We start from the raw sequence: 22,436 nt of genomic DNA, 5'->3' as shown, positions 1-22,436 counted from the left end.
CCCCCTGCCGTGCAGATCCCCTTGGAGGGACATGTCCGCCGATCCCGGAGCCGCGGGCCCGACGCTGGGGCGCGACGACGTCGCGCACCTGGCGCGGCTGGCCCGGCTAGCCGTCACCGAGGACGAGCTCGACCTGTTCGCCGGCCAGCTCGACACGATCATCGAGTGGGTCGCGAAGGTGGGCGAGATCGCCGCGGTCGACGTGCCGCCCACGTCGCACGCCGTGCCGCTGGAGAACGTGTTCCGGCCCGACGAGCTGCGTCCGGGCCTGACCCAGGAGCAGGCGCTGGCCGGTGCGCCGGCGAGCCAGGACGGCCGGTTCCGGGTCCCGCGGATCCTGGGCGAGGAGCAGTGATGTCGGAGCTCATCCGCAGGACCGCGGCCGAGCTGGCCGAGCTGATCCGCACCAAGGAGGTCTCGGCCGTCGAGGTCGCGCAGGCGCACCTGGACCGGATCGCCGAGGTCGACGGTGCCGTGCACGCGTTCCTGCACGTCGCGGGCGAGGCGGCGCTGGAGTCGGCCGCGCTCGTCGACGCCGCGGCCGAGCCGGTGTCGCCGCTGGCCGGGGTGCCGCTGGCGCTGAAGGACGTCTTCACGACGACGGACATGCCGACCACCGCCGGCTCGAAGATCCTCGAGGGCTGGCGCCCGCCGTACGACGCGACGGTCACGGCGCGGCTGCGCGCGGCCGGGATCACGATCCTCGGCAAGACCAACATGGACGAGTTCGCCATGGGCTCCTCCACCGAGCACTCGGCGTACGGCGTCACCCGCAACCCGTGGGACCTCGACCGCGTGCCCGGCGGCTCCGGCGGTGGCTCGGCGGCGGCGCTGGCCGCGTTCGAGGCGCCGCTCGCGATCGGCACCGACACCGGCGGCTCGATCCGCCAGCCGGCCGCGTTCACCGGCACCGTCGGCGTCAAGCCGACCTACGGCGGGGTGTCGCGCTACGGGCTGATCGCCTGCGCGTCGTCGCTCGACCAGGCGGGGCCGTGCGCGCGCACCGTGCTGGACGCGGCGCTGCTGCACGAGGTGATCGGCGGCCACGACCCGCTCGACTCCACCTCGATCGACCGGCCGGTGCCCGACGTCGTCGCCGCGGCGAAGCAGGGCGCGTCCGGCGACCTGTCCGGGCTGCGCGTCGGCGTCGTCCGCGAGCTGACGGGCGAGGGCTACCAGGCGGGTGTGCAGTCGACGTTCGACGCGGCCGTGCAGCAGCTGGAGAAGCTCGGCGCCGACGTCGTCGAGGTGAGCTGCCCGCACTTCACCACGGGCATCTCGGCCTACTACCTGATCCTGCCGAGCGAGGTGTCGTCGAACCTCGCGCGGTTCGACGCCATGCGCTACGGCCTGCGCGTCAACCAGGGTGCCTCCGCCGAGGAGGTCATGGCGGCCACCCGCGAGTCCGGCTTCGGGCCGGAGGTGAAGCGGCGCATCATGCTCGGCACGTACGCGCTCTCTGCCGGGTACTACGACGCCTACTACGGGCAGGCGCAGAAGGTGCGCACGCTCATCGCGCGCGACTTCGCGGCCGCGTTCGAGCAGGTCGACGTGTTGGTGTCGCCGACGACGCCCACCACGGCGTTCCCGATCGGCGACAAGATCGACGACCCGGTCGCGATGTACCTCAACGACCTGGCCACGATCCCGACGAACCTGGCCGGCACCGCGGCGTTGTCGGTGCCGTGCGGCCTGGCCGACGGCCTGCCGACCGGCCTGCAGGTGATGGCGCCCGCGCTGGGCGAGGCCGTGATGTACCGGGTCGCGGCGGCCTATGAGGCCGCGCGCGGGCCCGCGCCGATGCCGGAGGTGAAGGCATGACCGCGCCGACCTACGACATGGTCGACTTCGACGAGGTCGTCGAGAAGTTCGACCCGGTGCTCGGGCTCGAGGTGCACGTCGAGCTGTCGACGCGGACCAAGATGTTCTGCGGCTGCTCCACCGAGTTCGGCGCCGAGCCGAACACCCAGGTGTGCCCCACCTGCCTGGGCCTGCCGGGCTCGCTGCCGGTGGTGAACCGCAGCGCCGTCGAGGCGGCGATCCGCATCGGGCTGGCGCTGAACTGCTCGATCGCGCCGTGGTGCCGGTTCGCCCGGAAGAACTACTTCTACCCGGACATGCCGAAGAACTTCCAGACGTCGCAGTACGACGAGCCGATCGCGTTCGACGGCTACCTCGACGTCGTGCTCGACGACGGCGAGACGTTCCGCGTCGGCATCGAGCGGGCGCACATGGAGGAGGACACCGGCAAGTCGCTGCACGTCGGCGGCGCGACCGGGCGCATCCACGGGGCCGAGTACTCGCTGCTCGACTACAACCGGGCGGGCGTGCCGCTGATCGAGATCGTCACGAAGATGATCCCGGGCACCCGCGAGCGGGCGCCGGAGATCGCGCGGGCGTACGTCACCGCGCTGCGCGACCTGGTGAAGTCGCTCGGCGTCTCCGACGTGCGGATGGACCAGGGTTCGATGCGCTGCGACGTGAACCTGTCGCTGTCGCCGCGGGACTCCGGGATCCTCGGCACGCGCAGCGAGACGAAGAACGTCAACTCGCTGCGGTCGGTGGAGCGCGCGGTGCGCCACGAGATGTCGCGGCAGGCCGGCGTGCTGCTCGGCGGTGGCACCGTGGTGCAGGAGACCCGGCACTTCCTGGAGGACACGGCGAGCACCCGTCCCGGGCGGCGCAAGGAGACCTCCGAGGACTACCGCTACTTCCCCGAGCCCGACCTCGTCCCGATCGCCCCGCCCGCGGAGTGGGTGGAGGAGCTGCGCGGCACCATGCCGGAGCTCCCGTGGGCGCGGCGGGCGCGGCTGCAGCAGGAGTGGCAGCTCTCCGACGCCGAGCTGCGCGACCTCGTCAACGCGGGGGCGCTCGACCTCATCGAGCAGACCGTGGCCGCCGGCGCGCCGGCCGGTGACGCCCGCGGCTGGTGGGTCGCGTACCTGACCCAGCAGGCCAACGCCCGCGAGGTCGCCCTCGACGAGCTGCCGATCACCCCGGCCCAGGTGGCGCGGGTGATCGCGCTGGTCGGCTCCGGCGAGCTGACGAACAAGCTGGCCCGGGAGGCCGTCGACGGCGTGCTCGCCGGCGAGGGCGGTCCTGGTCCTGATGGAGTGGACGCGGTCGTGGCTGCCCGCGGGCTGGCGGTCGTGTCGGACGAGGGCGAGCTCGTCGCCGCCGTCGACGCGGCGCTGGCCGCGCAGCCCGACGTCGCCGACAAGATCCGCGGCGGCAAGGTGGCGGCCGCCGGCGCGATCGTCGGCGCGGTCATGAAGGCGACCGGGGGCAAGGCCGACGCCAAGCGGGTCCGCGAGCTGGTCATCGAGCGCTGCAGCTAGGTGTCCCGCGGGACACTGGACCTCACACACGGCTGGGCCCGTTCACACACGTCCGAACGTGTGTGAACGGGCCCAGCGGTGTGTGAGGTGAGCGGACGGTCACGACGTCGTGCAGGACCACGTGCCGTTGATGTGGGCGGTCAGGCCGTCGTTGCTCAGGTCGGTGTCGATCGAGCCGGTCAGCTCGCCCTTGTCGATGGTGAAGGTGCCGCTGCTGGCGCCGTTCGTGACGACCTGGACCTGGTCGGTCTGCAGTGTGACCAGGCCGCCGTCGTCGTCGGTGATGCCGGTGGCGTTGTAGGTGTGGGCGCCCTTGAAGAAGGCGGTGTCGAACGTCAGGGTGACCGGGGCCCCGTTGACCAGGCCCTTGAGCTCGAAGCCGTAGGCGCCGTTGCCGAAGTCGTGGCAGGTCGCGGAGGCGTCGGTGATCGGGCCCGTGATGTCGCCGGTGATGGTCAGGTCGGCGTCGGCCGCAGCGACCGGGGCGACCGGGGCGTCCGGCGGGGCGTCGGCGTAGGCGGTGCCGGTGGCGGCCATCGCCGCGGCGGCGATGACGAGGCCGAGTGCGCCCTGGGCGGTGCGGCGGGCGATGCGGGCGGCGGTGCTGGTGGCGGCGATGCGGGACATGGCGGGTGCTCCTCGGGTGGCTGTGTGCCGGTCGCTGCTGCTTCCGGCCTGGCACCAGACAACCGGGTGTCGACCCCCGCGTCAGCCCTGCTCCGTGGCAGGGTCGCCGCCCTCACCATCCGGCAACGCCCCCCGCTGGGAACCCTCACCGCGCGCACAGGCTCCCCACAGGTACCGCGGGCACCCTGGGGTCATGACGATCCTCGACCACCCGCGGCGGCTGCTCTTCGGATCGGCGACGCGGCAGGGGTTGCGGACGGTGGCCGCCGACGCGGTCGCGGTGCGCGACGGCGTCGCCGCGGTGGCCGACGGGATCGGTGACACGGCGGCAGCGGCGCTGGCCGCGCAGGGCGCGGTCGACGTCGCGGTGCACGTCGCGGCGTCCGGCCGCGGGCCGTTGGCCGCGGTGCTGGCCGCGGCCGCGGCGGTGCGTGCGGCACCGGCCGCGGGTGACGCGGTGCTGGTCGTCGCCGCGGCCCGGCCGGACGGTTGGGACGTCGCGTGGGTGGGCGACGCCGCCGCGCTGCTGCACGACGGGCGGGTGGTGCGGCCCGTGACCCACGAGCACACGGTGGCTGCGCAGCTGCGCGCGCAGGGCGTGCGCGTGGCCCGGCGCTGGGAGAACGTGGTGACGACGAGCCTGCGCACCGTCCGCCCGGACGCGGTCGGCACGGCGTCGAGCCCGGCGGGCACGTTGCTGCTGCTCTCGGACGGCGTGCACCGGACGCTGGAGCCGGGTGAGATCGCCCGGATCGTCTCGGGTTCGGCGGATCCGCAGCGCGCGGCACAGTGGCTGGTGGACGCGGCGCTGGCCGCCGGAGCGCGGGACAACGCCACGGCGGCGGTGCTCGCCGGCTAGAGCGACGTCACACACCGTGTGTGGACCTCACACATGCTGGAACGTGTGTGCGGTCCCTGCTCGATGTGTGACGTCAGGCGTACTGGACCATCGCGAGCGCCTGCGCCAGCGGCATCCCCGGGTACTGCTTGCGCAGGCTGCGCGCCGCGGCGAACTTCCCGCGGGTGTCGCGTTCCTCGCGGATCGCCGCCACCTGCTCCGGGGTGAGCCGCACAGTGAACGGGGGCGGCTTCGGCAGCACGATCGGCACCACGGCCAGCAGGAACCCGATGCCGAAGAGCACCAACCCGGGCAGCTGGAGGCCGGCGAGCACCAGCGCGAGCCCGACCACGGCGAACACGAACTGGGCGGCCATGGCCGCAGTGCGGATGGTGCGAGTGTTCATGGTGAGCGGATCCTCTCAGGCCTTGCTCGCCCCGCCGGACGGCGGCTGGATGTGGATCACGCGGTCGTCGGTCTTGCCGGGGCTGCCGCCGGCCTTGTTGACGGTGCCGAGCCAGAGCAGGCCGTCGTGGCTGGGTGCCGCGGCGGACAGCCGTCCGTAGGTGTTGACCAGCAGCGTCTCCGGGTCGCCGGTGAAGCCGCCGGTCGGCCCGGGTCGCAGCACGAAGAGCGCGGCGCCCTGCGTCTGCGCGACGGCGAGCACGCCGGGCACGGCCATGCAGCCGGCGACGCCGGGCCGGTTCGGCCACGTCCACGCCGGCGCGGGCAGCGCCCCTGGCTGGACGCGGTGCAGGACGTCCTGGCTGCCGGCGTGGTCGGTGACCCACACGACCTGCGTCTGCGGCTCGACGCAGATCCCGCCCGGGTCGGTGAGCCCCGACGAGAGCACCGGCGACGCGGCGTCGGGGTTGCCCTCGCCGGGCTTGCCGAGGGTGTCGATGCGCAGCACCTTCCCGGCGAGCGAGCGCGGATCGGCCCCGCCGGCGTCCCCGGTGGCGGCGAGCAGCATCCCGTCCACGTCGACGACGAGCGCACCCGCGTTGTGCACGCTCCCGCGCGGGATGCCGGCGAGGACGGGCTTGGCCGGCTCGCCCCGTGCGATGCGGACCACGCGGTTGTCGGTGCGGGTGGTGACGTAGGCGTAGAGCAGCTGGTCCTCGTCGTAGCCGGGGGAGAGCACCAGTCCGGTGAGGCCGCCGCCGCCGACCGGGTCGACGTCGAGCGTCGTGATCAGCTCGGGGTCGCGGCCCTTCTGCACCTTGAGGACGCGGCCCGTCGTGCGTTCGCCGACGATCGCGGTGTCGGGTTCGGGGAGCGGCGCGACGGCGCCGACGGGTTCGAGGCAGGTCGCGACGACCTGGGGGTCCGGGTCGGGGCAGCGCACCGGCGGGGGCGCCTGCCCGCTCTGGCCCGGCCGGCCGGGCTGCCCGGGGATCGTCGACGGGGGCTGCGCGGGGTCGGGGATGGTGGGCGGCCCGCCGAGCTCGCCCTGGTCCTCGACCTTCTCGTGCCACTCGCGGGGGCCGTTGTCGGGGAACGTCGCGCAGCCGGTGACGAGGAGCGTGAGCGCCAGCGCGGCAATGGCGCGTCGCATACGTCCCACTCGGCCGAGCGTAGGACCGGCGAGGTAAGCGGCGGGTGAGGGGCGATCCGGCTACCCTCCCCGGCATGACGGACCCCACGACCACGATCCCCGATTTCAGCAAGGGGTTCGGTGCCTCGGACTCCACGCCGTCGCGGGACAACCGCCGCAAGCTGGCGTGGAACCCGGCGGCCGACCTCGGCCTGCTGCTGCTGCGGTTCGGGGTCGGCGGGATCGTGTTCGCGCACGGGGTGCAGAAGGTGTTCGGGATGTGGGGCTACCCGGGCATCGGGGAGTTCACGCGGTCCGTGCAGGCGGCCGGCTACCAGCAGGCCTCGGCGCTGGCGTGGGCCACGGGCGTCGCGGAGGTGGTCGCGGGCGCGTTCGTGGTGCTCGGCGTGATCACACCGCTGGCCGCGGCCGCGATCCTGGCCGTCAAGATCAACACGGTGACGCTCGCGCTGACGACGGGCGCGGCGCTGCTGGCGCAGACCGCGCCCGTCACCGTCGAGGGCGACGTGGTGCTGGGGCTCGCCGCGGCCGCGCTCGTGCTGACCGGGCCCGGGCACATCGCGCTCGACAACGGGCGCACGTGGCACCGCCGGCCCGCGCCGTGGGGCGTGCTCGCGCTGATCCTCGGCGTCGCGGTCGGGGTGCTGGTCTACGTGCTGCTGCGCCGTCCTGCCGTGTGACCGAGCTTGCGAGGGCACCATTCAGCGCAGCATCGCCGGGCACGGCGCCGACGAGCGCCAGCGAGGAGGTGGTGTGACCGAGCTTGCGAGGGCACCATTCAGCGCAGCACCGCCGGGCACGGCGCCGACGAGCGCCAGCGAGGAGGTGCTGTGACCTGGTCGGACGCCCTCGCCCGGCGGTGGGACGCGCGGGTGGAGGTGCTCGACCGCCGGCCGCTGGCCGGTGGGTACGTGGCGTCCAGCGTGGAGCGGGTCGAGCTCGACGTCGACGGCAGACCGCGCACGGTCGTGCTCAAGCGCACCGGACCGGCCGAGGTCGCGGCGATGCGGGCGCTGGCGGTGGTCCGCGGGATCCGGCGTGGGCAGGCGCTCGCCGTCGGGGCCGACTGGATCGTGCTGGAGCACGTCGACGGCGTCGCGCTGACGCCTGCGGACCCGATCCCCGACGAGATCTGGGCCGTGCTCGCCCGCGTGCACGCCCATTGGTGGCGCCGCCGCCCGCGCGGGCTGCCCGTCGTCGATGCGCGGTGGTGGCGCGGCCTCGTCGACCACACGCTCGTCGCGGTGCGGGGTGGCGCCGAGCGCACCGGCGAGCCGGAGTACCGGGCCGCGGCCGCCGTGCTCGACGGGTGGCACGCCGATCCCGCGATCACGGCCGCGCTGGCCCTGCTGCCGCGCACGCTCACCCACTCCGACGCGCACCGCGGCAACGTCCTCGTCGACGACGACGGGCCGGTGCTCATCGACTGGGGCAACGCGCGAGTCGCACCCGCCGGCGTCGACGTTGCCGTGCCCGTCGCGGAGGGCGAGTGCTCGCCGGACGCGTACGAGCGGGAGTTCGCGCAGCTCACCGACCATGCGGACCGGTTGCGGGCGATCGAGGAGCCGTGGGCGCAGCTGCACGTCCACGTGCAGTACCTGGGCTTCGCCGCCGACCACCTCGGCGCGGCCAGGGTCGCCGAGATGATCGAGACGGCGAGGTCGGCGCACTTCCGGTTGCGCCAGGCTCTGACGTGATGCGGGCGCTGTCCGCCGCCCGGGCCAGCACCGCGACCGCGACGACGAACGCGGCGGCGGCGAGCATCCCGGTGGCGAGCGCCGACGGGAGGGCGAGCCCGGCGCGGCCGGCCGCGGCGTACACCCCGACCAGCACGGCGACCCCCAGCGCGGTGCCGGTGTACTGGGTGACCTGCAGCGTCCCGGACGCCGCACCCGCCTGCTCCGGCGGCACCGCGGCCAGGATCGTGCGGGTCAGCGGCACGAAGACCAGGCCGCCACCGATCCCGATGAGCAGCATCGGCCCGACCAGCCCGCCGGCGTACGTCGACGACGCGTCGAGCCGGGAGAGCCACAGCGCAGCCGCTCCCGCGAGCGCCGCGCCCGTCGGAACGAGCACGCGGGGGCGCCACCGGGCGAGCAGCCGCGGCACCAGCCGCACGGTGACCAGCTGGGGCAGCATGAGCGCCAGGAAGCCGAGCCCGGCGGCGAGCGCGTCGAAGCCGAGCACCTCCTGCAGGAACTGGGTGAGCAGGAAGAACGTGCCGAACATCGCGGCCGCCGCGAGCATCGACGCCAGGTAGCCGGCCGACCGGCCGCGGTCGCGCAGCAGCTCCGGCGGCAGCACGGGCCGGGCGGCGCGCTGCTCGATCACGGCGAACGCCGCGAGCAGGACGACGGCCGCGACGAGCCCGCCGACCGCGTCCGGTGCCGTCCAGCCGTGCTCGGCCGCGCGGGTCAGGCCGAACACGAGCGCGCCGAGGCCGAGGGCCGAGGTCGCGACACCGGGCAGGTCCAGCGCGCCGGACGTGCGGGGCGTCTCGGGCAGCACGCGCGGCGCCAGCAGCGCGACGGCGAGGCCGATCGGCAGGTTGATCAGCAGCCCCCACCGCCAGCTGGCCGACGAGGTGAGCACGCCGCCGACCACGAGGCCGACCACGGCGCCGGAGCTCAGCACGGCGGACATGATCGAGAGGGCGCGGTCGCGCGCCGGGCCGGTGGGGAAGCTCAGCATGAGCAGCGCCATGGCGTTCGGTCCGATGACTGCGGCGCCGGCGCCCTGCAGCGCGCGGGCGGCGACGAGCCACGGCCCGGCGTCGGCGAGCCCGCCGAGCGCGGACGCCGCCGTGAACAGCAGGATGCCGCCGACGAGCGCGCGGCGGCGGCCCAGCACATCGCCGAGACGGCCGCCGAGCAGCAGCAACCCGCCGAACGCGACGACGTAGGCGGTCTGGATCCAGGACTGGTCGACGACGTCGAGGCCGAGCTCGGCGCCGATGGTGGGCATCGCGACGACCACGACCGTGGCGTCGATGCCGAGCATGAGCTGCGCGATCACGATGACCGCGAGCACGACGGGCATGGTGGGTCCCCCTCGACAAGAAACGGAGGTAGTCTCCGTTCAACGCCAGAGACCATACGGAGACAGTCTCCGTTTGTGCAAGGGGGTACCGGTGCGCGCCGACGCACGCCGCAACAGAGACCGGCTCGTCGCCGTCGCCCAGGAGGTGTTCGCCGAGCAGGGCGCCGGCGCGTCCCTCGACGACATCGCAAAACGGGCGGGGGTCGGCCCAGGCACGCTCTACCGGCACTTCCCCACCCGGGAGGCGCTGCAGGAGGCCGCCTACCGCGACGCCGTCGCCGAGCTCGCGCAGCGCGGGCGGAAGCTCGCCGACGAGCTGCCGCCCGGGCCGGCGCTGGAGGGCTGGGTGGCGCTCGTCGTCGCGCACATGCGCGAGCGCAGCGCGCTGGCCGGCGCGCTCGTGGAGTCGCTCGGCAAGGAGGGCGAGGTGTTCGTCGACTGCCACCGGCTGATGCACGAGACGGGCGCCCTGCTCGTCGACGCCGCCCGCGCCGCCGGCGCCGTCCGCGACGACATCCAGGAGCGGGACCTGCTGTGGATGGCGCACGGCGTCGCGCAGTCCGCGGCGGGGGAGGGCGGCGACGAGCGCGCCACGCGGCTGCAGGAGGTGCTGCTGCGCGGACTGCGCCCGTAGTCTCAGGCGAGCTCGTCGGCCAGCCGCAGCAGCTCCGCGCGGCCCTCCACACCATCGACGAGCGCCGGTGGCAGCGCCGCCTCGCCGTGCTCGGCGCCGAGGATGTTGCCGCAGATCGCGCCCGTCGAGTCGCTGTCGCCGGAGTGGGTGACCGCGAGCGCCAGCGCGTCGAGCACCGCGTCGGGGCCCGGGTGGCACAGCGCCGCGTACACGGCGATCGCCAGTGCCTCCTCGGCGATCCAGCCGCCACCGATGGTCTCGACGGCGCCGGGGCCGGGTACGTCGCGGGCTGCGGACCGGCGCGCCAGGGCCAGCGCCGCGACGGTCTCGCCGCTGTCGGGGCGTTCGGCGAGCAGCGCGTCGACGGTGTCCAGCGCGGTGTGCAGCTCGGCGCCGTCGACGAGGTGCCTGACCAGCACCGCGAGCGCACCGGACGCGACCTGACCGGTCGGGTGGCCATGCGTGTAGCCGGCGAACGTGCAGGCGGTGTCGAAGACCCACCCGTCGTCGGCGTCCTTCAGCAGCCCGACCGGGGCCACCCGCATGACGCCGCCGCAGCCCTTCGAGTCGTTGACGGCGGCGGCGCCGAACCGGCCGTCCCTGCGTCGGGCGGTCAGCGCGTCGAGGCAGGTCGTGCCGGGTGCGCGGCGCGCGTAGAGCCACGGCAGGGCGGCCAGCCGGCCGTCGGGGTCGGCCGGCGGTCCGGGAAGGAGCTGCGTGTCCAGCCACCGGTCGTACGCGCGGTGGACGTCCCCGCTGATCAGCCCTTCTGCGGTGAACATCGTCATCTGGGTGTCGTCGGTGACCGTGCCGGGCGGCCAGCCCGCCCCGCCGTCGACGAACGTCCGCACGCCGTCGGGGTGCTCGGCGAGGATCTGCGCGGTCGAGTGGAACTCGACGGGCCCGCCGAGGGCGTCCCCGACCGCGCCGCCGAGCAGGCACCCGCGCACCCGGGACCTGCGCGGATCAGTCAACTCCGACCTCCGTGCGGTAGTCCTCGCCCCAGCTGCGCAGCTGGGCGATGATCGGCGCCAGGCTCGCGCCGCGCTCGCTGAGCGCGTACTCGACCCGGGGCGGCACCTCGGCGTGGACGGTGCGCGTGACGAGCCCGTCGGACTCCAGCTCGCGCAGTTGGCGGGTCAGCATCCGGGCGGTGATGCCCGGCAGGGACCGCTGCAGCTGGCCGAACCGGAGCGTGCCGGACCCGAGGTGCTCCAGGATGACGATCTTCCACTTGCCGCCCACGACCTCCATCGCGAGCTCGGTGGGGCAGCTCTGCGCGGCCTTGCGGACGGTGTCGCGCACACCCGCGACCCTACCCCCGCGCCACCAGCCCGACGGCCTCGATCTCGATCAGCCAGTCGGGCCGAGCGAGCGCGACGACCTGGGCGATCGTGTCGGCCGGGTACGGCTCGGTGAAGAACTCGCGGCTCAGCGCGATCACCTGGTCGATCACGGACATGTCGGTGACGAGGATCGTCACCTTGACCACGTGCTCCAGCCCGGACCCGGCGGCGCGCAGCACCCGGTCGAGGTTGGCGAAGGCCTGCCGGGCCTGCCCGTCGAAGTCGGTCGCCACCGTCGCGCCGTGCTCGTCGATGCCGGCCTGCCCGGAGACGTGCACGACGTCGCCGACGCGGATCGCCTGCGAGATCGCGTGGGGCTCGTACCAGTCGGGATCGGTGCTGATCTGCTCACGTACTGCGGAGTCGTTCACCACCGCAGCGTCGGCCGGCAGGTGCGGGACCGGCAAGTACGGTCTTCTTCCTGCGTAAGGACACCTGCGTATAGCGAGCAGGTCAGGGGACCCGGCGCACCGCGCCCTTGTCCGCGCTCGTGGTGAGCGCCGCGTACGCGCGCAGGGCCTTGCTGACCGGGCGGTCGCGGTCCTTCGGCTGCCACGGCCGCTCGCTCGCCTCCATCTTGGCGCGGCGCTCGGCGAGGACCTCGTCGGGCACGTCGACCTTCAGCGTGCGGCTCGCGACGTCGATGACGACGTGGTCGCCGTCCTCGATCAGGCCGATCACGCCGCCGGCCGCGGCCTCGGGGGAGATGTGCCCCACCGAGATGCCGGACGAGCCGCCCGAGAACCGGCCGTCTGTGATCAGCGCGCACACCTTGCCCAGGCCCGCGCCCTTGAGGAACGCGGTGGGGTGCAGCATCTCCTGCATGCCCGGCCCGCCCGACGGGCCCTCGTAGCGCACGACGATCACGTCGCCGGGCTTGACCTTCTTGGTGAGGACGACCGAGACGGCCTCCTCCTGCGACTCCACGACCAGCGCCGGGCCCTCGAAGTGCCACAGCTCCTCGGGGATGCCGGCCGTCTTGATCACGGCGCCGTCGGGGGAGATGTTGCCGCGCAGCACGGCGAGGCCGCCGTCCTTGGTGTAGGCGTGCGCGACGTCGCGGATGCACCCGCCCTCGGCGTCGGTGTCGAGCGACGACCAGCGGTTCTCCGTGGAGAACGCCTGCGTGGTGCGCACCCCGCCGGGCGCGGCGTGGAACAGCTCGACGGCCTGCTCGGAGGGCGACTCGGCGCGGATGTCCCACGTGTCGAGCCACTCCGCCATCGTCGGCGAGTGCACCGTGTGCACGTCCTCGTGCAGCAACCCGGCCCGGCGCAGCTCGCCGAGGATCGCGGGGATGCCACCGGCCCGGTGCACGTCCTCCATGTGGTAGTCCGAGTTGGGCGACACCTTCGCCAGACACGGCACCCGGCGGGAGACGGCGTCGATGGCGGCCAGGTCGAAGTCGACCTCGCCCTCCTGCGCGGCGGCGAGGATGTGCAGCACCGTGTTGGTGGATCCGCCCATCGCGACGTCGAGCGCCATCGCGTTCTCGAACGCATCGCGCGTGGCGATGTTGCGCGGCAGCGCCGACGCGTCGTCGTCGCGGTACCAGCGCGTCGCCAGGTCCATCACGGTGCGCCCGGCCTGCTCGAACAGGGCCCGCCGCGCGGCGTGCGTGGCCAGCGTGGAGCCGTTGCCGGGCAGCGCGAGGCCAAGTGCCTCGGTGAGGCAGTTCATCGAGTTCGCGGTGAACATGCCGGAGCACGAGCCGCAGGTCGGGCACGCCGAGCGCTCGACGAGCGCCAGCCCGTCGTCGTCCACCTGGCTCGACGCGGACGCGGAGATCGCGGTGATCAGGTCGGTGGGCGCGTGCGCGACCCCGTCGACGACGACGGCCTTGCCGGCCTCCATCGGCCCGCCGGAGACGAACACCGTGGGGATGTTGAGCCGCATCGCGGCGTTGAGCATGCCCGGGGTGATCTTGTCGCAGTTGGAGATGCACACCAGCGCGTCGGCGGCGTGCCCGTTCACCATGTACTCGACGGCGTCGGCGATCACCTCGCGCGACGGCAGCGAGTACAGCATGCCGCCGTGGCCCATCGCGATGCCGTCGTCGACGGCGATCGTGTTGAACTCCTTCGCCACCCCACCTGCGGCGCGGATCGACTCCGCCACGATGTCGCCGAGGTCCTTGAGGTGCACGTGCCCGGGCACGAACTGCGTGTAGGAGTTCGCGATCGCGACGATCGGCTTGCCGAAGTCGTCGTCGGTCATGCCGGTGGCGCGCCACAGGGAGCGGGCGCCGGCAGCGTTGCGGCCGTGGGTGGTGACGCGGGAACGGAGGGCCGGCATCGGCTCTGCCTCCAGAGGTGGCGGGATCGTTGCCCGTCCACGCTACGCCGGGGCAGTGTCCAGCGGGCCACGGACCGACGTCACACACGGCTGGGCCCCTTCACACACGTTCGGACGTGTGTGAACGGGCCCCCCGGTGTGTGAGGTCGCGGCGGGCGGAGCCCGCCCGAACAGCCCGCCGCAGGCGTCCAGGCCCACACCACCACCTCACACACAGTTGGGCCGCCTCACACACGTTCGGACGTGTGTGAACGGGCCCGGCGATGTGTGACGTCGTCAGCCCGACGGGTTGGGCAGGCGGCCGCCGCTCGCCGCCGCCAGCGCCGGGAGGTTGCGGACGTGCACGGCCGGGAGCGTGAACTCGTCGCCGCCGGACAGGACCGCGCGCACCCGGGTGCGCTTGGTGAGCCGCAGCGAGGCGATCTCCGACCACGGCACGGTGCGCCCGCCCAGCACGCGCCGCACGGTCAGCGCGTCCGGGTCGACGACGGTGCGGGTGCGCACCGCCCACACGATCATCCCGACCGGGATCAGGTAGATCAGCCAGAACAGCGGCGCCCCGAACGCGAACGGGGTGGCGCAGAACGCGAAGGCGAACGCGACCAGCACGACCAGGGGTGACGGACGGAACACCGCGTGCGGCGCCTCGCTGCTCTCTTCCCTGCTCACGTCACCAGCATGGCATCCGGCGCGAGCCAGGTCCCGCCCGCCCGCACGTCCCACGATCTGGTACCGCCCTCCCAGAGAATTGACGGCCGCGGACGACTGCGGCTACCGTCCGGCGCATGCGTTCGTTCATCGGCCTCGTACTTCTCCGGCGCGTCGCCGCCTGAGCAAGTCCCCGCCGACGACGCGCCGACCCTCGTTCCGCCAGCGTGCGGCGAGGGTTTTTTCATGCCCAGGCCACCCATGACGCCACGAGCCGAACCCAGCGAGGCTGACCGCAGATGACCACCGCCAACCAACGGTCCGCGCCCAAGCCGGCGCCGCCGCCCCGCCCGGGGCCGCCCCCGGCGCGCACCGAGCAGACCCACCGCGTCGAGCCGGCGCAGAAGCGCTTCGACCGGGTGCCGATGACCGGCGCCCAGTCGCTCGTGCGGTCGCTCGAGGAGATCGGGTGCGAGGTGGTCTTCGGCATCCCCGGCGGCACGATCCTCCCGGCGTACGACCCGCTGCTGGACTCGACGCGCGTCCGGCACGTGCTCGTCCGCCACGAGCAGGGCGCCGGGCACGCGGCCACCGGGTATGCGCAGGCCACGGGCAAGGTCGGGGTCTGCATGGCCACCTCGGGTCCGGGCGCCACCAACCTCGTCACCCCCATCGCCGACGCCTACATGGACTCGATCCCGATCGTCGCCGTCACCGGGCAGCAATCCCGCCCGCTGATCGGCACGGATGCCTTCCAGGAAGCCGACATCACCGGCATCACGATGCCCGTCACCAAGCACAACATGCTGGTGACCCGGGCGGAGGACATCCCGCGCGCCATCACCGAGGCCTTCCACCTGGCGAGCACCGGCCGGCCCGGCCCCGTGCTCGTCGACATCCCGAAGGACGTGCTGCAGGAGCAGACGACCTTCACCTGGCCCGCCGAGATGGAGCTGCCCGGTTACCGGCCGACGACCCGGCCGCACGGGAAGCAGATCAGGGAGGCCGCGAAGCTGATGACCTCGGCGGCGCAGCCCGTCCTGTACGTCGGCGGCGGCGTGCTCAAGGCCGAGGCGTCGGCCGAGCTGAAGGAGCTGGCCGAGCTCACCGGGATCCCGGTGGTCACCACGCTCATGGCGCGCGGCGCGTTCCCGGACAGCCACCCGCTGCACCTGGGCATGCCCGGCATGCACGGCACCGTGGCGGCCGTCGGGTCGATGCAGAAGGCGGACCTGCTCGTGGCGCTGGGTGCGCGCTTCGACGACCGGGTCACCGGCCAGCTCGCGAGCTTCGCGCCCAACGCGAAGATCGTGCACGCCGACATCGACCCGGCGGAGATCTCCAAGAACCGCCGCGCCGACGTCCCGATCGTCGGCGACTGCAAGGACGTCATCACCGAGCTGATCGACGCGGTGCGCGCGGAGATCGAGAACGGGCGCGCCGACATCTCCGAGTGGTGGTCCTACCTCGACGACCTGCGCTCCACCTTCCCGCTGGGCTACGACTGGCCGGCCGACGGATCGCTCTCGCCCGAGTACGTGATCGAGCGGATCGGCGCCATCGCCGGCCCCGACGCCGTCTACACCGCGGGCGTCGGGCAGCACCAGATGTGGGCCGCGCAGTTCATCAAGTACGAGAAGCCGCGCTCGTGGCTCAACTCGGGCGGCCTGGGCACCATGGGCTTCGCGGTGCCCGCCGCGATGGGCGCCAAGATGGCCCGCCCCGACGACGTCGTGTGGTGCATCGACGGCGACGGCTGCTTCCAGATGACCAACCAGGAGCTCGCCACCTGCGCGATCGAGGGCATCCCGATCAAGGTCGCCATCATCAACAACGGCAACCTGGGCATGGTCCGGCAGTGGCAGAACCTCTTCTACTCGGAGCGGTACTCCAACACCGACCTCGGCACGCACAAGCACCGCATCCCCGACTTCAAGCTGCTCGCCGAGGCGATGGGCTGCGTCGGGCTGCGCGCCGAGTCGAAGGACGACGTCGACCGCGTGATCAAGCAGGCCATGGAGATCAACGACCAGCCGGTCGTCATCGACTTCGTGGTCGGCGCGGACGCGCAGGTCTGGCCCATGGTCGCCGCCGGCACCAGCAACGACGAGATCATGGCGGCCCGGCACATCCGGCCGCTGTTCGACGGTGACGAGCCGGTGATCAAGGGGACGGTCACGGACGAGGCCAAGGTCTCCACCGTCACCGCGGAACTGCTGAACGACGAGGCGGAGTCATGATCGAGCGCCACACCCTCTCCGTCCTCGTCGAGGACAAGCCCGGCGTGCTCGCCCGCGTCGCGGGCCTGTTCTCCCGGCGCGGGTTCAACATCGAGTCGCTCGCCGTCGGGCCGACCGAGCACCCGGCCGTCTCCCGCATGACGATCGTCGTCGCCGTCGACGACTTCCCGCTCGAACAGGTCACCAAGCAGCTCAACAAGCTCGTCCACGTCATCAAGATCGTGGAGCTGGAGCCGGCCGCGTCGGTGCAGCGGGAGCTGCTGCTGGTGAAGGTGCGCGCCGACCCGACCGTGCGCAGTCAGGTGCTGGAGATCGTCAACCTGTTCCGCGCCAAGGCCGTCGACGTGGCGCCCGAGGCCGTCACGATCGAGGCCACCGGCACCACCGAGAAGCTCGCCGCGCTGCTCAAGAACCTGGAGCCGTACGGTATCCGCGAGATGGTCCAGTCCGGGATGGTCGCGGTCGGCCGCGGTCCCCGCTCGATCACCGCCGCCGCGATCCGCCCGTAGGAAAGGAACCACCGGAACCGTCATGAGTGTGAACATCTACTACGACGCCGACGCCGACCTGTCGATCATCCAGGGACGCAAGGTCGCCGTGATCGGCTATGGCAGCCAGGGCCACGCCCACTCGCTGTCGCTGCGCGACTCGGGCGTCGACGTGCGGATCGGGCTGCCGGAGGGCTCGAAGAGCCGGCAGAAGGCGACCGACGAGGGCCTCACGGTGGGCACACCCGCCGAGGTGTCCGAGTGGGCCGACGTGATCATGATCCTGGCGCCGGACACGAAGCAGCGCTTCATCTACGCCGAGGACATCGCGCCCAACCTGAAGAGCGGCGACGCGATCTTCTTCGGCCACGGCTTCAACATCCGCTACGAGCTGATCAAGCCGCCGGCCGACGTCGACGTCGCGATGGTGGCGCCGAAGGGCCCCGGCCACCTCGTGCGCCGCCAGTTCGTCGACGGCAAGGGCGTACCGGCGCTCATCGCCGTCGAGCAGGACGCGTCCGGCAACGCCAAGGCGCTCGCCCTCTCCTACGCGGCGGCGATCGGTGGTGCCCGCGCGGGCGTCATCGAGACCACGTTCAAGGAGGAGACCGAGACCGACCTGTTCGGCGAGCAGGCGGTGCTCTGCGGTGGCGCCGCTGCGCTGGTGCAGACCGGGTTCGAGGTGCTCACCGAGGCCGGCTACGCCCCGGAGATCGCGTACTTCGAGTGCCTGCACGAGCTCAAGCTGATCGTCGACCTCATGTACGAGGGCGGCATCGCCAACGAGCGGTTCTCCATCTCCGACACCGCGGAGTACGGCGACCTCACCCGCGGCCCGCGCGTCATCACGCCGGCGGTCAAGGACGAGATGCGCAAGATCCTCGCCGAGATCCAGGACGGCCGCTTCGCCGCCGAGTGGGTCGCGGAGGACGAGGCCGGGCGCCCCAACTTCACCAAGCTGCAGCAGGAGGGTGCCGCGCACCCGATCGAGCAGGTCGGGGAGAAGCTGCGCGGCCTCATGAGCTGGGTGGGCACGAAGGCCACCTGAGCCGCCGCACCCGTGCCGGCAAGGCCACCTTCACGACCGGATCGGTCCTGGAGGTGGCCTTGCCCGCATTCGGGCATGATCGAGACCATGGTCGTGCGGCACGGGGAGTACGGGATCGATGCGCCGGCCGTGCCGGCCACGTTCGTCGGGCTAGGTGCGGCAGCGCTCGTGCCGGCGGTCACCGGCTATCCGGTGCGGGCGCTGCGCCCGCTGTGGGTCGCGTTGGCTGCTCTCCTCGGCGGCTCCGCCGCGTCGTACCTGTACGCGACGCGCAGCGGCAAGTTCGCCGCCTGGGCGGACGTGCTGGACGAGCTGGGGCTGCGCGGGGACGAGCGCGTGCTCGACATGGGGTGCGGCCGCGGCGCGGTGCTGCTGGCGGCCGCCCGCCGCCTCGGGGACGGTGGGCAGGCGGTGGGCGTCGACCTGTGGCGCAGCGTCGACCAGTCCGGCAACGCCGAGGCGACCACCCTCGCCAACGCCCGCGCCGAGGGCGTCGCCGACCGGGTGGAGCTGCGCACCGCCGACATGACCGACCTGCCGTTCCCCGACGGCTCGTTCGACCTGGTGCTGTCGAGCCTGGCGATCCACAACATCCCGACCCCCGAGGGGCGCGCGGCGGCGATCAGCGAGGCCGTGCGGGTGCTGCGGCCCGGCGGCCGGCTCGCCGTCGCCGACATCCAGCACACCTCCGCCTACGCCGAGCGGCTGCGTGGGCTCGGCCTGGAACCGCAGGTGCGCGACCTGGGCCCGCGGTTCTGGTTCGGCGGGCCGTGGGTGCGCACGTCGCTCGTGACGGCCACCCGGCCCGGCTGAGGGGTCGGCCGCCCGGGGTTGCGTTGATCAAGGGCAAAGTGTCGTTCTGGACCGATTCCGCAACGACAATTAGCCCTTGATCGCCGGCGCCTCGGCGTCCGCGGTGGGCGGGCGGCTGGGGTGTTGATCATGGGCAAACCGTGGTGCTGGATCGATCCCGCAACGACGTTCTGCCCATGATCAACGCAACCTCGGCGGCGACCCTCAACCCCCGCGCCGACCGGCCGAACGCTGATCGCCGCCCGGCGGGGGAACTCCCCCCGGCTTCCCCGCGCCGGGACGGCGCAGGCAGTCTCCGTCCGGCAAGGTGTCCGGCGGCAGGTGCGGAAGGCGCCCGGTTCGACAGGACGGTCACGGAAGGGTCACGGCGCCGGGAGCGTGTCCAGCACCTGGGCGAGCAGCCGCAGCCCCGGCTCGATGCGGTCCAGCGCGGTGGCGCCGTAGCCCAGCAGCATCCCGGGCCCGTTCCCGACGACGGCGGGCAGCGGGTGCAGCGCGATGCCGTGCTCCAGCGCGGCCGCGGCGACGGCGTCCGGGTCGCGCGGTCGGTGGAACACCGTCGCGATGTGCAGCCCGGCGTGCGACGGCACCGCCGCGACGTGGCCGGCCAGGTGCTCGGCCACCGCGGCCCGCACCGCGTGGTGGCGCCGCGCGTAGATCGTCCGCATCCTGCGCACGTGCCGGGCGAAGCGCCCGTCCTGCAGGAACTGCGCGGCCGCGGCCTGCAGCGGCACCTCGGTGTGCCAGTCGGTGACGTGCTTCGCCCGGCGCATCGCCGGCACCAGCGAGGGCGGCAGCACGGCGAACCCGAGCCGCAGCGTCGGCAGCAGCACCTTCGACAGCGAGCCGACGTAGATCACGTGCCCGTCCTGGTCGAGCGCGTGCAGCGGCTCCAGCGGCCGCCCGCCGTAGCGGAACTCGCTGTCGTAGTCGTCCTCGATCACGGCGGCACCCGTGCGGCGGGCCCACGCCAGCAGCGCGGCCCGTCGTCGCCGCGACATCACCGGACCCATCGGGAACTGGTGCGACGGGGTCACCACCACGGCCACGGCGGCGTCCGGCAGGGCGTCGACGACCAGGCCCTCGCCGTCGACCGGCACCGCGACGAGGTCCGCTCCGGCCGCGATGAACGCCTGCCGGGAGATGCGGTAGCCCGGACTCTCCACGGCCACCACAGCCCCGGGCTCGACCAGCAACCGGGCGAGCAGGTCCATCGCCTGCTGGCTGCCGTTGGTCACCACGACGTCCTCCGGCGCGGCGCGGACCGAGCGGGACACCCCGACGTGCCGGGCGAGCGCTGCGCGCAGCTCGGGCAGCCCGGCCGGGTCGATGTGTCCGCCGTTGCCCATCGGGCCCGGCCGCAGTTGCTGGGCGACGAGCGACCGCCACGCGGCGAACGGGAACTCGGTCACGTCGACCATGCCGAGCCGGAAGTCGTACGGCACGTCGAGCACCGCGAGCACCGGCGGCTCGGCCACGAGGTCCCACACCGGCCGGGCCCGCAGCGGCGAGCAGCCGGCCGCCGAGCGGGCGGCCACCTCGTGCGGGACCTCGACGTACGTGCCCGCGCCGCCACGCGTGCGCACGTGGCCCTCGCTCGCGAGCCGCTCGTAGGCCGTGCCGACGGTGGTGCGGGAGATACCGAGCGTCGACGCCAGCCGGCGCACCGACGGCAGCGGGTCGCCGTCGCGCAGCCGCCCGTCGAGCACCGCGGCGCGGATCTGCCGGTACACCTGGCCCGTGAGGTCGGTGCGACCCGATAGGCTCACGTGCAGCTCCACGGCGGCGACAGTAGCCACGGGCCCCGGTCCTACGATCGCGGGACCAGTCCGTCGACCCGGGAGCGCACACCGCCGTGAGCACCGCCTCCACACCCCCTGTCGTCCTGCTCGCCGAGAAGCTCGCCCCGTCCGCGGTGGCCCAGCTCGGGACCGGGGTCGAGATCCGCCACGTCGACGGCACCGACCGGCCGGCACTGCTCGCCGCCGTCGCCGGCGCGGACGCGCTGCTGGTGCGCTCCGCCACCCTCGTCGACGCCGAGGTGCTCGCCGCGGGGCCTCGCCTCAAGGTGGTCGGCCGGGCCGGTGTCGGCCTCGACAACGTCGACGTCCAGGCCGCCACCGCGCGCGGCGTCATGGTGGTCAACGCACCGACGTCCAACATCGTGAGCGCCGCCGAGCATGCCGTCGCACTGCTGCTCGCCGCTGCCCGGAACATCCCGGCCGCCGACGCGAGCCTGCGTGCCGGGAAGTGGGCGCGCAGCGCGTTCACCGGTACTGAGATCAACGGCAAGGTCGCCGGCATCGTCGGGCTGGGCAAGATCGGGCAGCTGGTGGCGCAGCGGCTCGCCGCGTTCGGCACGTCGCTGATCGCCTACGACCCGTACGTCGCGCCGGCCCGTGCCGCGCAGCTCGGCATCGAGCTGGTCGAGCTGGACGAGCTGCTGAGCCGCGCCGACCTCATCTCCATCCACCTGCCGAAGACACCGGAGACCCTCGGGCTCATCGGCAAGGACCAGCTCGCGCTCACCCGGCCCGGCGTGATCATCGTCAACGCCGCCCGCGGCGGGCTCGTCGACGAGGACGCGCTGGCCGAGGCGGTGCGGTCCGGGCACGTCGGCGGTGCCGGCATCGACGTCTACGTCACCGAGCCGGCCACCGCCAGCCCGCTGTTCGAGCTGCCGCAGATCGTCGTCACCCCGCACCTGGGCGCCTCGACGGCGGAGGCGCAGGACCGTGCCGGCACCGACGTCGCGCGGTCGGTGCAGCTGGCGCTGGCCGGCGAGTTCGTGCCCGACGCGGTGAACGTGCAGGTCGGGGGCGTGGTCGGCGAGGAGGTCCGGCCGTGGCTGGCTCTGGTGCAGAAGCTCGGCATCGTGCTGCACGCGGTCGCCGGCGGCGTGCCCAGCACCGTCACCGTCGACGTGGCCGGCGAGCTCGCCGCCGAGGACGTCTCGGTGCTGCGGCTCGCGGCGCTGCGCGGTGTGTTCACCCACGTCGTCGAGGACCAGGTCACGTTCGTCAACGTGCCTGCGCTCGCCGCCGAGCGGGGCGTGTCCGCGAACCTCACCACCGCTGCGGAGAGCACCAACTTCCGCAGCGTCGTGCAGCTGCGCGGCGCGATGCCCGATGGCACCGCCGTCACCGTCTCGGGCACCCTCAGCGGGCGCAACCAGGTGCAGAAGCTCGTCGAGATCAACGGGCGGCACTTCGACCTGCGCGCAGAGGGCGAGGTGCTGCTCCTGGAGTACGCCGACCGGCCGGGCGTGATGGGCCGGGTCGGCTCCCTGCTCGGCGAGGCCGCCGTCAACATCGAGGCCGCGCAGATCAGCCAGACCACCGACGGCACCGACGCGCTCATGCTGCTGCGCGTCGACCGCCCCGTCGACCCGGCGGTGCTGGAACCGATCGGCGCATCGGTGGGCGCGGCGACGACCCGGCTGATCTCGTTCGACGAGTAGTGCGGCCGACCGGGGTTGCGTTGATCATGGGCAAAACGTTGCTGATCAAGATCGACTGACGACG

21 protein-coding genes and 1 pseudogene are annotated in these 22,436 nt (G+C 73.3%); 12 read left to right on the top strand and 10 right to left on the bottom strand.

The annotated features are described in order from the left end of the window. Nucleotides 1-31: 31 nt before the first annotated feature. The 3 genes from gatC to gatB are packed head-to-tail and all read left to right on the top strand — an operon-like array spanning nt 32 to nt 3,338. Entirely contained in the window at nt 32-355 is a 324-nt protein-coding gene (gatC, locus tag ACQEVB_RS00735) for an Asp-tRNA(Asn)/Glu-tRNA(Gln) amidotransferase subunit GatC (protein ID WP_432963321.1), read from the top strand. After that, the gene (gene gatA, locus ACQEVB_RS00730) at nt 355-1,821 is read left to right on the top strand and encodes an Asp-tRNA(Asn)/Glu-tRNA(Gln) amidotransferase subunit GatA (protein ID WP_432963318.1); all 1,467 of its coding nucleotides are present in this window, start codon (nt 355-357) and stop codon (nt 1,819-1,821) included. The genes gatC and gatA overlap by 1 nt, the downstream gene beginning before the upstream one ends. Then, complete coding sequence (gene gatB / locus ACQEVB_RS00725) at nt 1,818-3,338, top strand: Asp-tRNA(Asn)/Glu-tRNA(Gln) amidotransferase subunit GatB (protein ID WP_432963315.1); 1,521 nt, start codon at nt 1,818-1,820, stop codon at nt 3,336-3,338. The genes gatA and gatB overlap by 4 nt, the downstream gene beginning before the upstream one ends. A 99-nt stretch (nt 3,339-3,437) precedes the next feature. On the opposite strand, the gene ACQEVB_RS00720 is transcribed toward gatB, so the two are convergent. After that, a complete protein-coding gene (locus ACQEVB_RS00720; RefSeq protein WP_432963312.1) occupies nt 3,438-3,965 on the bottom strand; it encodes a hypothetical protein in 528 nt (175 codons plus the stop codon). 193 nt (nt 3,966-4,158) lie between these two features. Between ACQEVB_RS00720 and ACQEVB_RS00715 the strand changes: the two genes are divergently transcribed. Then, a complete protein-coding gene (locus ACQEVB_RS00715) occupies nt 4,159-4,824 on the top strand; it encodes a PP2C family protein-serine/threonine phosphatase (RefSeq protein ID WP_432963309.1) in 666 nt (221 codons plus the stop codon). Between the two features lie 73 nt (nt 4,825-4,897). Here ACQEVB_RS00715 and ACQEVB_RS00710 read toward each other — a convergent pair whose 3' ends face one another. Both ACQEVB_RS00710 and ACQEVB_RS00705 read right to left on the bottom strand, forming a co-directional pair. After that, on the bottom strand, nt 4,898-5,209 hold the full coding sequence (locus ACQEVB_RS00710) for a hypothetical protein (RefSeq protein ID WP_432963306.1): 312 nt from the start codon (nt 5,207-5,209) through the stop codon (nt 4,898-4,900). 15 nt (nt 5,210-5,224) lie between these two features. Next, nucleotides 5,225-6,361, bottom strand: a complete 1,137-nt coding sequence (locus tag ACQEVB_RS00705) for a PQQ-dependent sugar dehydrogenase (protein WP_432980025.1) — start codon at nt 6,359-6,361, stop codon at nt 5,225-5,227. A 74-nt stretch (nt 6,362-6,435) separates the two neighbouring features. Between ACQEVB_RS00705 and ACQEVB_RS00700 the strand changes: the two genes are divergently transcribed. Both ACQEVB_RS00700 and ACQEVB_RS00695 read left to right on the top strand, forming a co-directional pair. Next, entirely contained in the window at nt 6,436-7,041 is a 606-nt protein-coding gene (locus ACQEVB_RS00700) for a DoxX family protein (RefSeq protein ID WP_432963303.1), read from the top strand. Nucleotides 7,042-7,365: 324 nt separating this feature from the next. Continuing rightward, nucleotides 7,366-7,827: pseudogene (locus ACQEVB_RS00695) on the top strand (phosphotransferase); the annotation flags it as partial. Between the two features lie 61 nt (nt 7,828-7,888). On the opposite strand, the gene ACQEVB_RS00690 reads toward ACQEVB_RS00695, so the two are convergent. Beyond that, the gene (locus tag ACQEVB_RS00690) at nt 7,889-9,400 is read right to left on the bottom strand and encodes an MFS transporter (protein WP_432963300.1); all 1,512 of its coding nucleotides are present in this window, start codon (nt 9,398-9,400) and stop codon (nt 7,889-7,891) included. Nucleotides 9,401-9,491: 91 nt separating this feature from the next. Between ACQEVB_RS00690 and ACQEVB_RS00685 the strand changes: the two genes are divergently transcribed. Next, the gene (locus tag ACQEVB_RS00685; protein ID WP_432963297.1) at nt 9,492-10,034 is read left to right on the top strand and encodes a TetR/AcrR family transcriptional regulator; all 543 of its coding nucleotides are present in this window, start codon (nt 9,492-9,494) and stop codon (nt 10,032-10,034) included. Between the two features lie 2 nt (nt 10,035-10,036). Here ACQEVB_RS00685 and ACQEVB_RS00680 read toward each other — a convergent pair whose 3' ends face one another. The 5 genes from ACQEVB_RS00680 to ACQEVB_RS00660 form a co-directional block, all read right to left on the bottom strand. Continuing rightward, nucleotides 10,037-11,008, bottom strand: a complete 972-nt coding sequence (locus ACQEVB_RS00680; RefSeq protein WP_432963294.1) for an ADP-ribosylglycohydrolase family protein — start codon at nt 11,006-11,008, stop codon at nt 10,037-10,039. Further along, nucleotides 11,001-11,339, bottom strand: a complete 339-nt coding sequence (locus tag ACQEVB_RS00675) for a winged helix-turn-helix transcriptional regulator (RefSeq protein WP_432963291.1) — start codon at nt 11,337-11,339, stop codon at nt 11,001-11,003. The genes ACQEVB_RS00680 and ACQEVB_RS00675 overlap by 8 nt, the downstream gene beginning before the upstream one ends. Before the next feature lie 10 nt (nt 11,340-11,349). Further along, the gene (locus ACQEVB_RS00670; RefSeq protein ID WP_432963288.1) at nt 11,350-11,787 is read right to left on the bottom strand and encodes a RidA family protein; all 438 of its coding nucleotides are present in this window, start codon (nt 11,785-11,787) and stop codon (nt 11,350-11,352) included. A 46-nt stretch (nt 11,788-11,833) separates the two neighbouring features. After that, entirely contained in the window at nt 11,834-13,675 is a 1,842-nt protein-coding gene (gene ilvD, locus ACQEVB_RS00665; protein WP_432963285.1) for a dihydroxy-acid dehydratase, read from the bottom strand. A gap of 276 nt (nt 13,676-13,951) precedes the next feature. Beyond that, entirely contained in the window at nt 13,952-14,344 is a 393-nt protein-coding gene (locus ACQEVB_RS00660) for a PH domain-containing protein (protein WP_432963282.1), read from the bottom strand. A gap of 278 nt (nt 14,345-14,622) precedes the next feature. On the opposite strand from ACQEVB_RS00660, the gene ACQEVB_RS00655 reads away from it, so the two are divergent. The 4 genes from ACQEVB_RS00655 (at nt 14,623) to ACQEVB_RS00640 (ending at nt 18,912) form a co-directional block, all read left to right on the top strand. Beyond that, nucleotides 14,623-16,563, top strand: coding sequence for an acetolactate synthase large subunit (locus ACQEVB_RS00655; RefSeq protein WP_432963279.1), 1,941 nt, complete (start codon nt 14,623-14,625; stop codon nt 16,561-16,563). Continuing rightward, entirely contained in the window at nt 16,563-17,072 is a 510-nt protein-coding gene (gene ilvN, locus ACQEVB_RS00650; RefSeq protein WP_432980022.1) for an acetolactate synthase small subunit, read from the top strand. Before ACQEVB_RS00655 ends, ilvN begins: the two co-directional genes overlap by 1 nt. Nucleotides 17,073-17,094: 22 nt before the next feature. After that, on the top strand, nt 17,095-18,099 hold the full coding sequence (ilvC, locus tag ACQEVB_RS00645) for a ketol-acid reductoisomerase (RefSeq protein ID WP_432963276.1): 1,005 nt from the start codon (nt 17,095-17,097) through the stop codon (nt 18,097-18,099). Between the two features lie 75 nt (nt 18,100-18,174). Continuing rightward, the gene (locus tag ACQEVB_RS00640) at nt 18,175-18,912 is read left to right on the top strand and encodes a class I SAM-dependent methyltransferase (RefSeq protein WP_432963273.1); all 738 of its coding nucleotides are present in this window, start codon (nt 18,175-18,177) and stop codon (nt 18,910-18,912) included. 362 nt (nt 18,913-19,274) lie between these two features. On the opposite strand, the gene ACQEVB_RS00635 is transcribed toward ACQEVB_RS00640, so the two are convergent. Next, nucleotides 19,275-20,681, bottom strand: coding sequence for a PLP-dependent aminotransferase family protein (locus ACQEVB_RS00635; protein ID WP_432963270.1), 1,407 nt, complete (start codon nt 20,679-20,681; stop codon nt 19,275-19,277). A gap of 86 nt (nt 20,682-20,767) precedes the next feature. On the opposite strand from ACQEVB_RS00635, the gene serA reads away from it, so the two are divergent. Beyond that, nucleotides 20,768-22,372 (top strand): phosphoglycerate dehydrogenase, encoded by a 1,605-nt coding sequence (gene serA / locus ACQEVB_RS00630; RefSeq protein WP_432963267.1) that lies wholly within the window; start codon nt 20,768-20,770, stop codon nt 22,370-22,372. Nucleotides 22,373-22,436 lie beyond the last annotated feature (64 nt).

The sequence above is a fragment of the Pseudonocardia sp. CA-107938 genome, assembly GCF_050936315.1.
In the GTDB taxonomy this organism is placed as follows: Bacteria; Actinomycetota; Actinomycetes; order Mycobacteriales; family Pseudonocardiaceae; genus Pseudonocardia.
Note: the sequence above shows the minus strand (reverse complement) of the source record. Positions and strands in the feature narration are given on the sequence as shown.

Coding starts and splice junctions, on each gene's coding strand:
- ACQEVB_RS00690 (WP_432963300.1), bottom strand. CDS start 9,400: ATGCCCGTCGTGCTCGCGGTCATCGTGATCGCGCAGCTCATGCTCGGC.
- ACQEVB_RS00700 (WP_432963303.1), top strand. CDS start 6,436: ATGACGGACCCCACGACCACGATCCCCGATTTCAGCAAGGGGTTCGGT.
- ACQEVB_RS00640 (WP_432963273.1), top strand. CDS start 18,175: ATGATCGAGACCATGGTCGTGCGGCACGGGGAGTACGGGATCGATGCG.
- ACQEVB_RS00710 (WP_432963306.1), bottom strand. CDS start 5,209: ATGAACACTCGCACCATCCGCACTGCGGCCATGGCCGCCCAGTTCGTG.
- ACQEVB_RS00720 (WP_432963312.1), bottom strand. CDS start 3,965: ATGTCCCGCATCGCCGCCACCAGCACCGCCGCCCGCATCGCCCGCCGC.
- gatC (WP_432963321.1), top strand. CDS start 32: ATGTCCGCCGATCCCGGAGCCGCGGGCCCGACGCTGGGGCGCGACGAC.
- ilvD (WP_432963285.1), bottom strand. CDS start 13,675: ATGCCGGCCCTCCGTTCCCGCGTCACCACCCACGGCCGCAACGCTGCC.
- gatA (WP_432963318.1), top strand. CDS start 355: ATGTCGGAGCTCATCCGCAGGACCGCGGCCGAGCTGGCCGAGCTGATC.
- ACQEVB_RS00705 (WP_432980025.1), bottom strand. CDS start 6,361: ATGCGACGCGCCATTGCCGCGCTGGCGCTCACGCTCCTCGTCACCGGC.
- gatB (WP_432963315.1), top strand. CDS start 1,818: ATGACCGCGCCGACCTACGACATGGTCGACTTCGACGAGGTCGTCGAG.
- ACQEVB_RS00655 (WP_432963279.1), top strand. CDS start 14,623: ATGACCACCGCCAACCAACGGTCCGCGCCCAAGCCGGCGCCGCCGCCC.
- ACQEVB_RS00715 (WP_432963309.1), top strand. CDS start 4,159: ATGACGATCCTCGACCACCCGCGGCGGCTGCTCTTCGGATCGGCGACG.
- ilvC (WP_432963276.1), top strand. CDS start 17,095: ATGAGTGTGAACATCTACTACGACGCCGACGCCGACCTGTCGATCATC.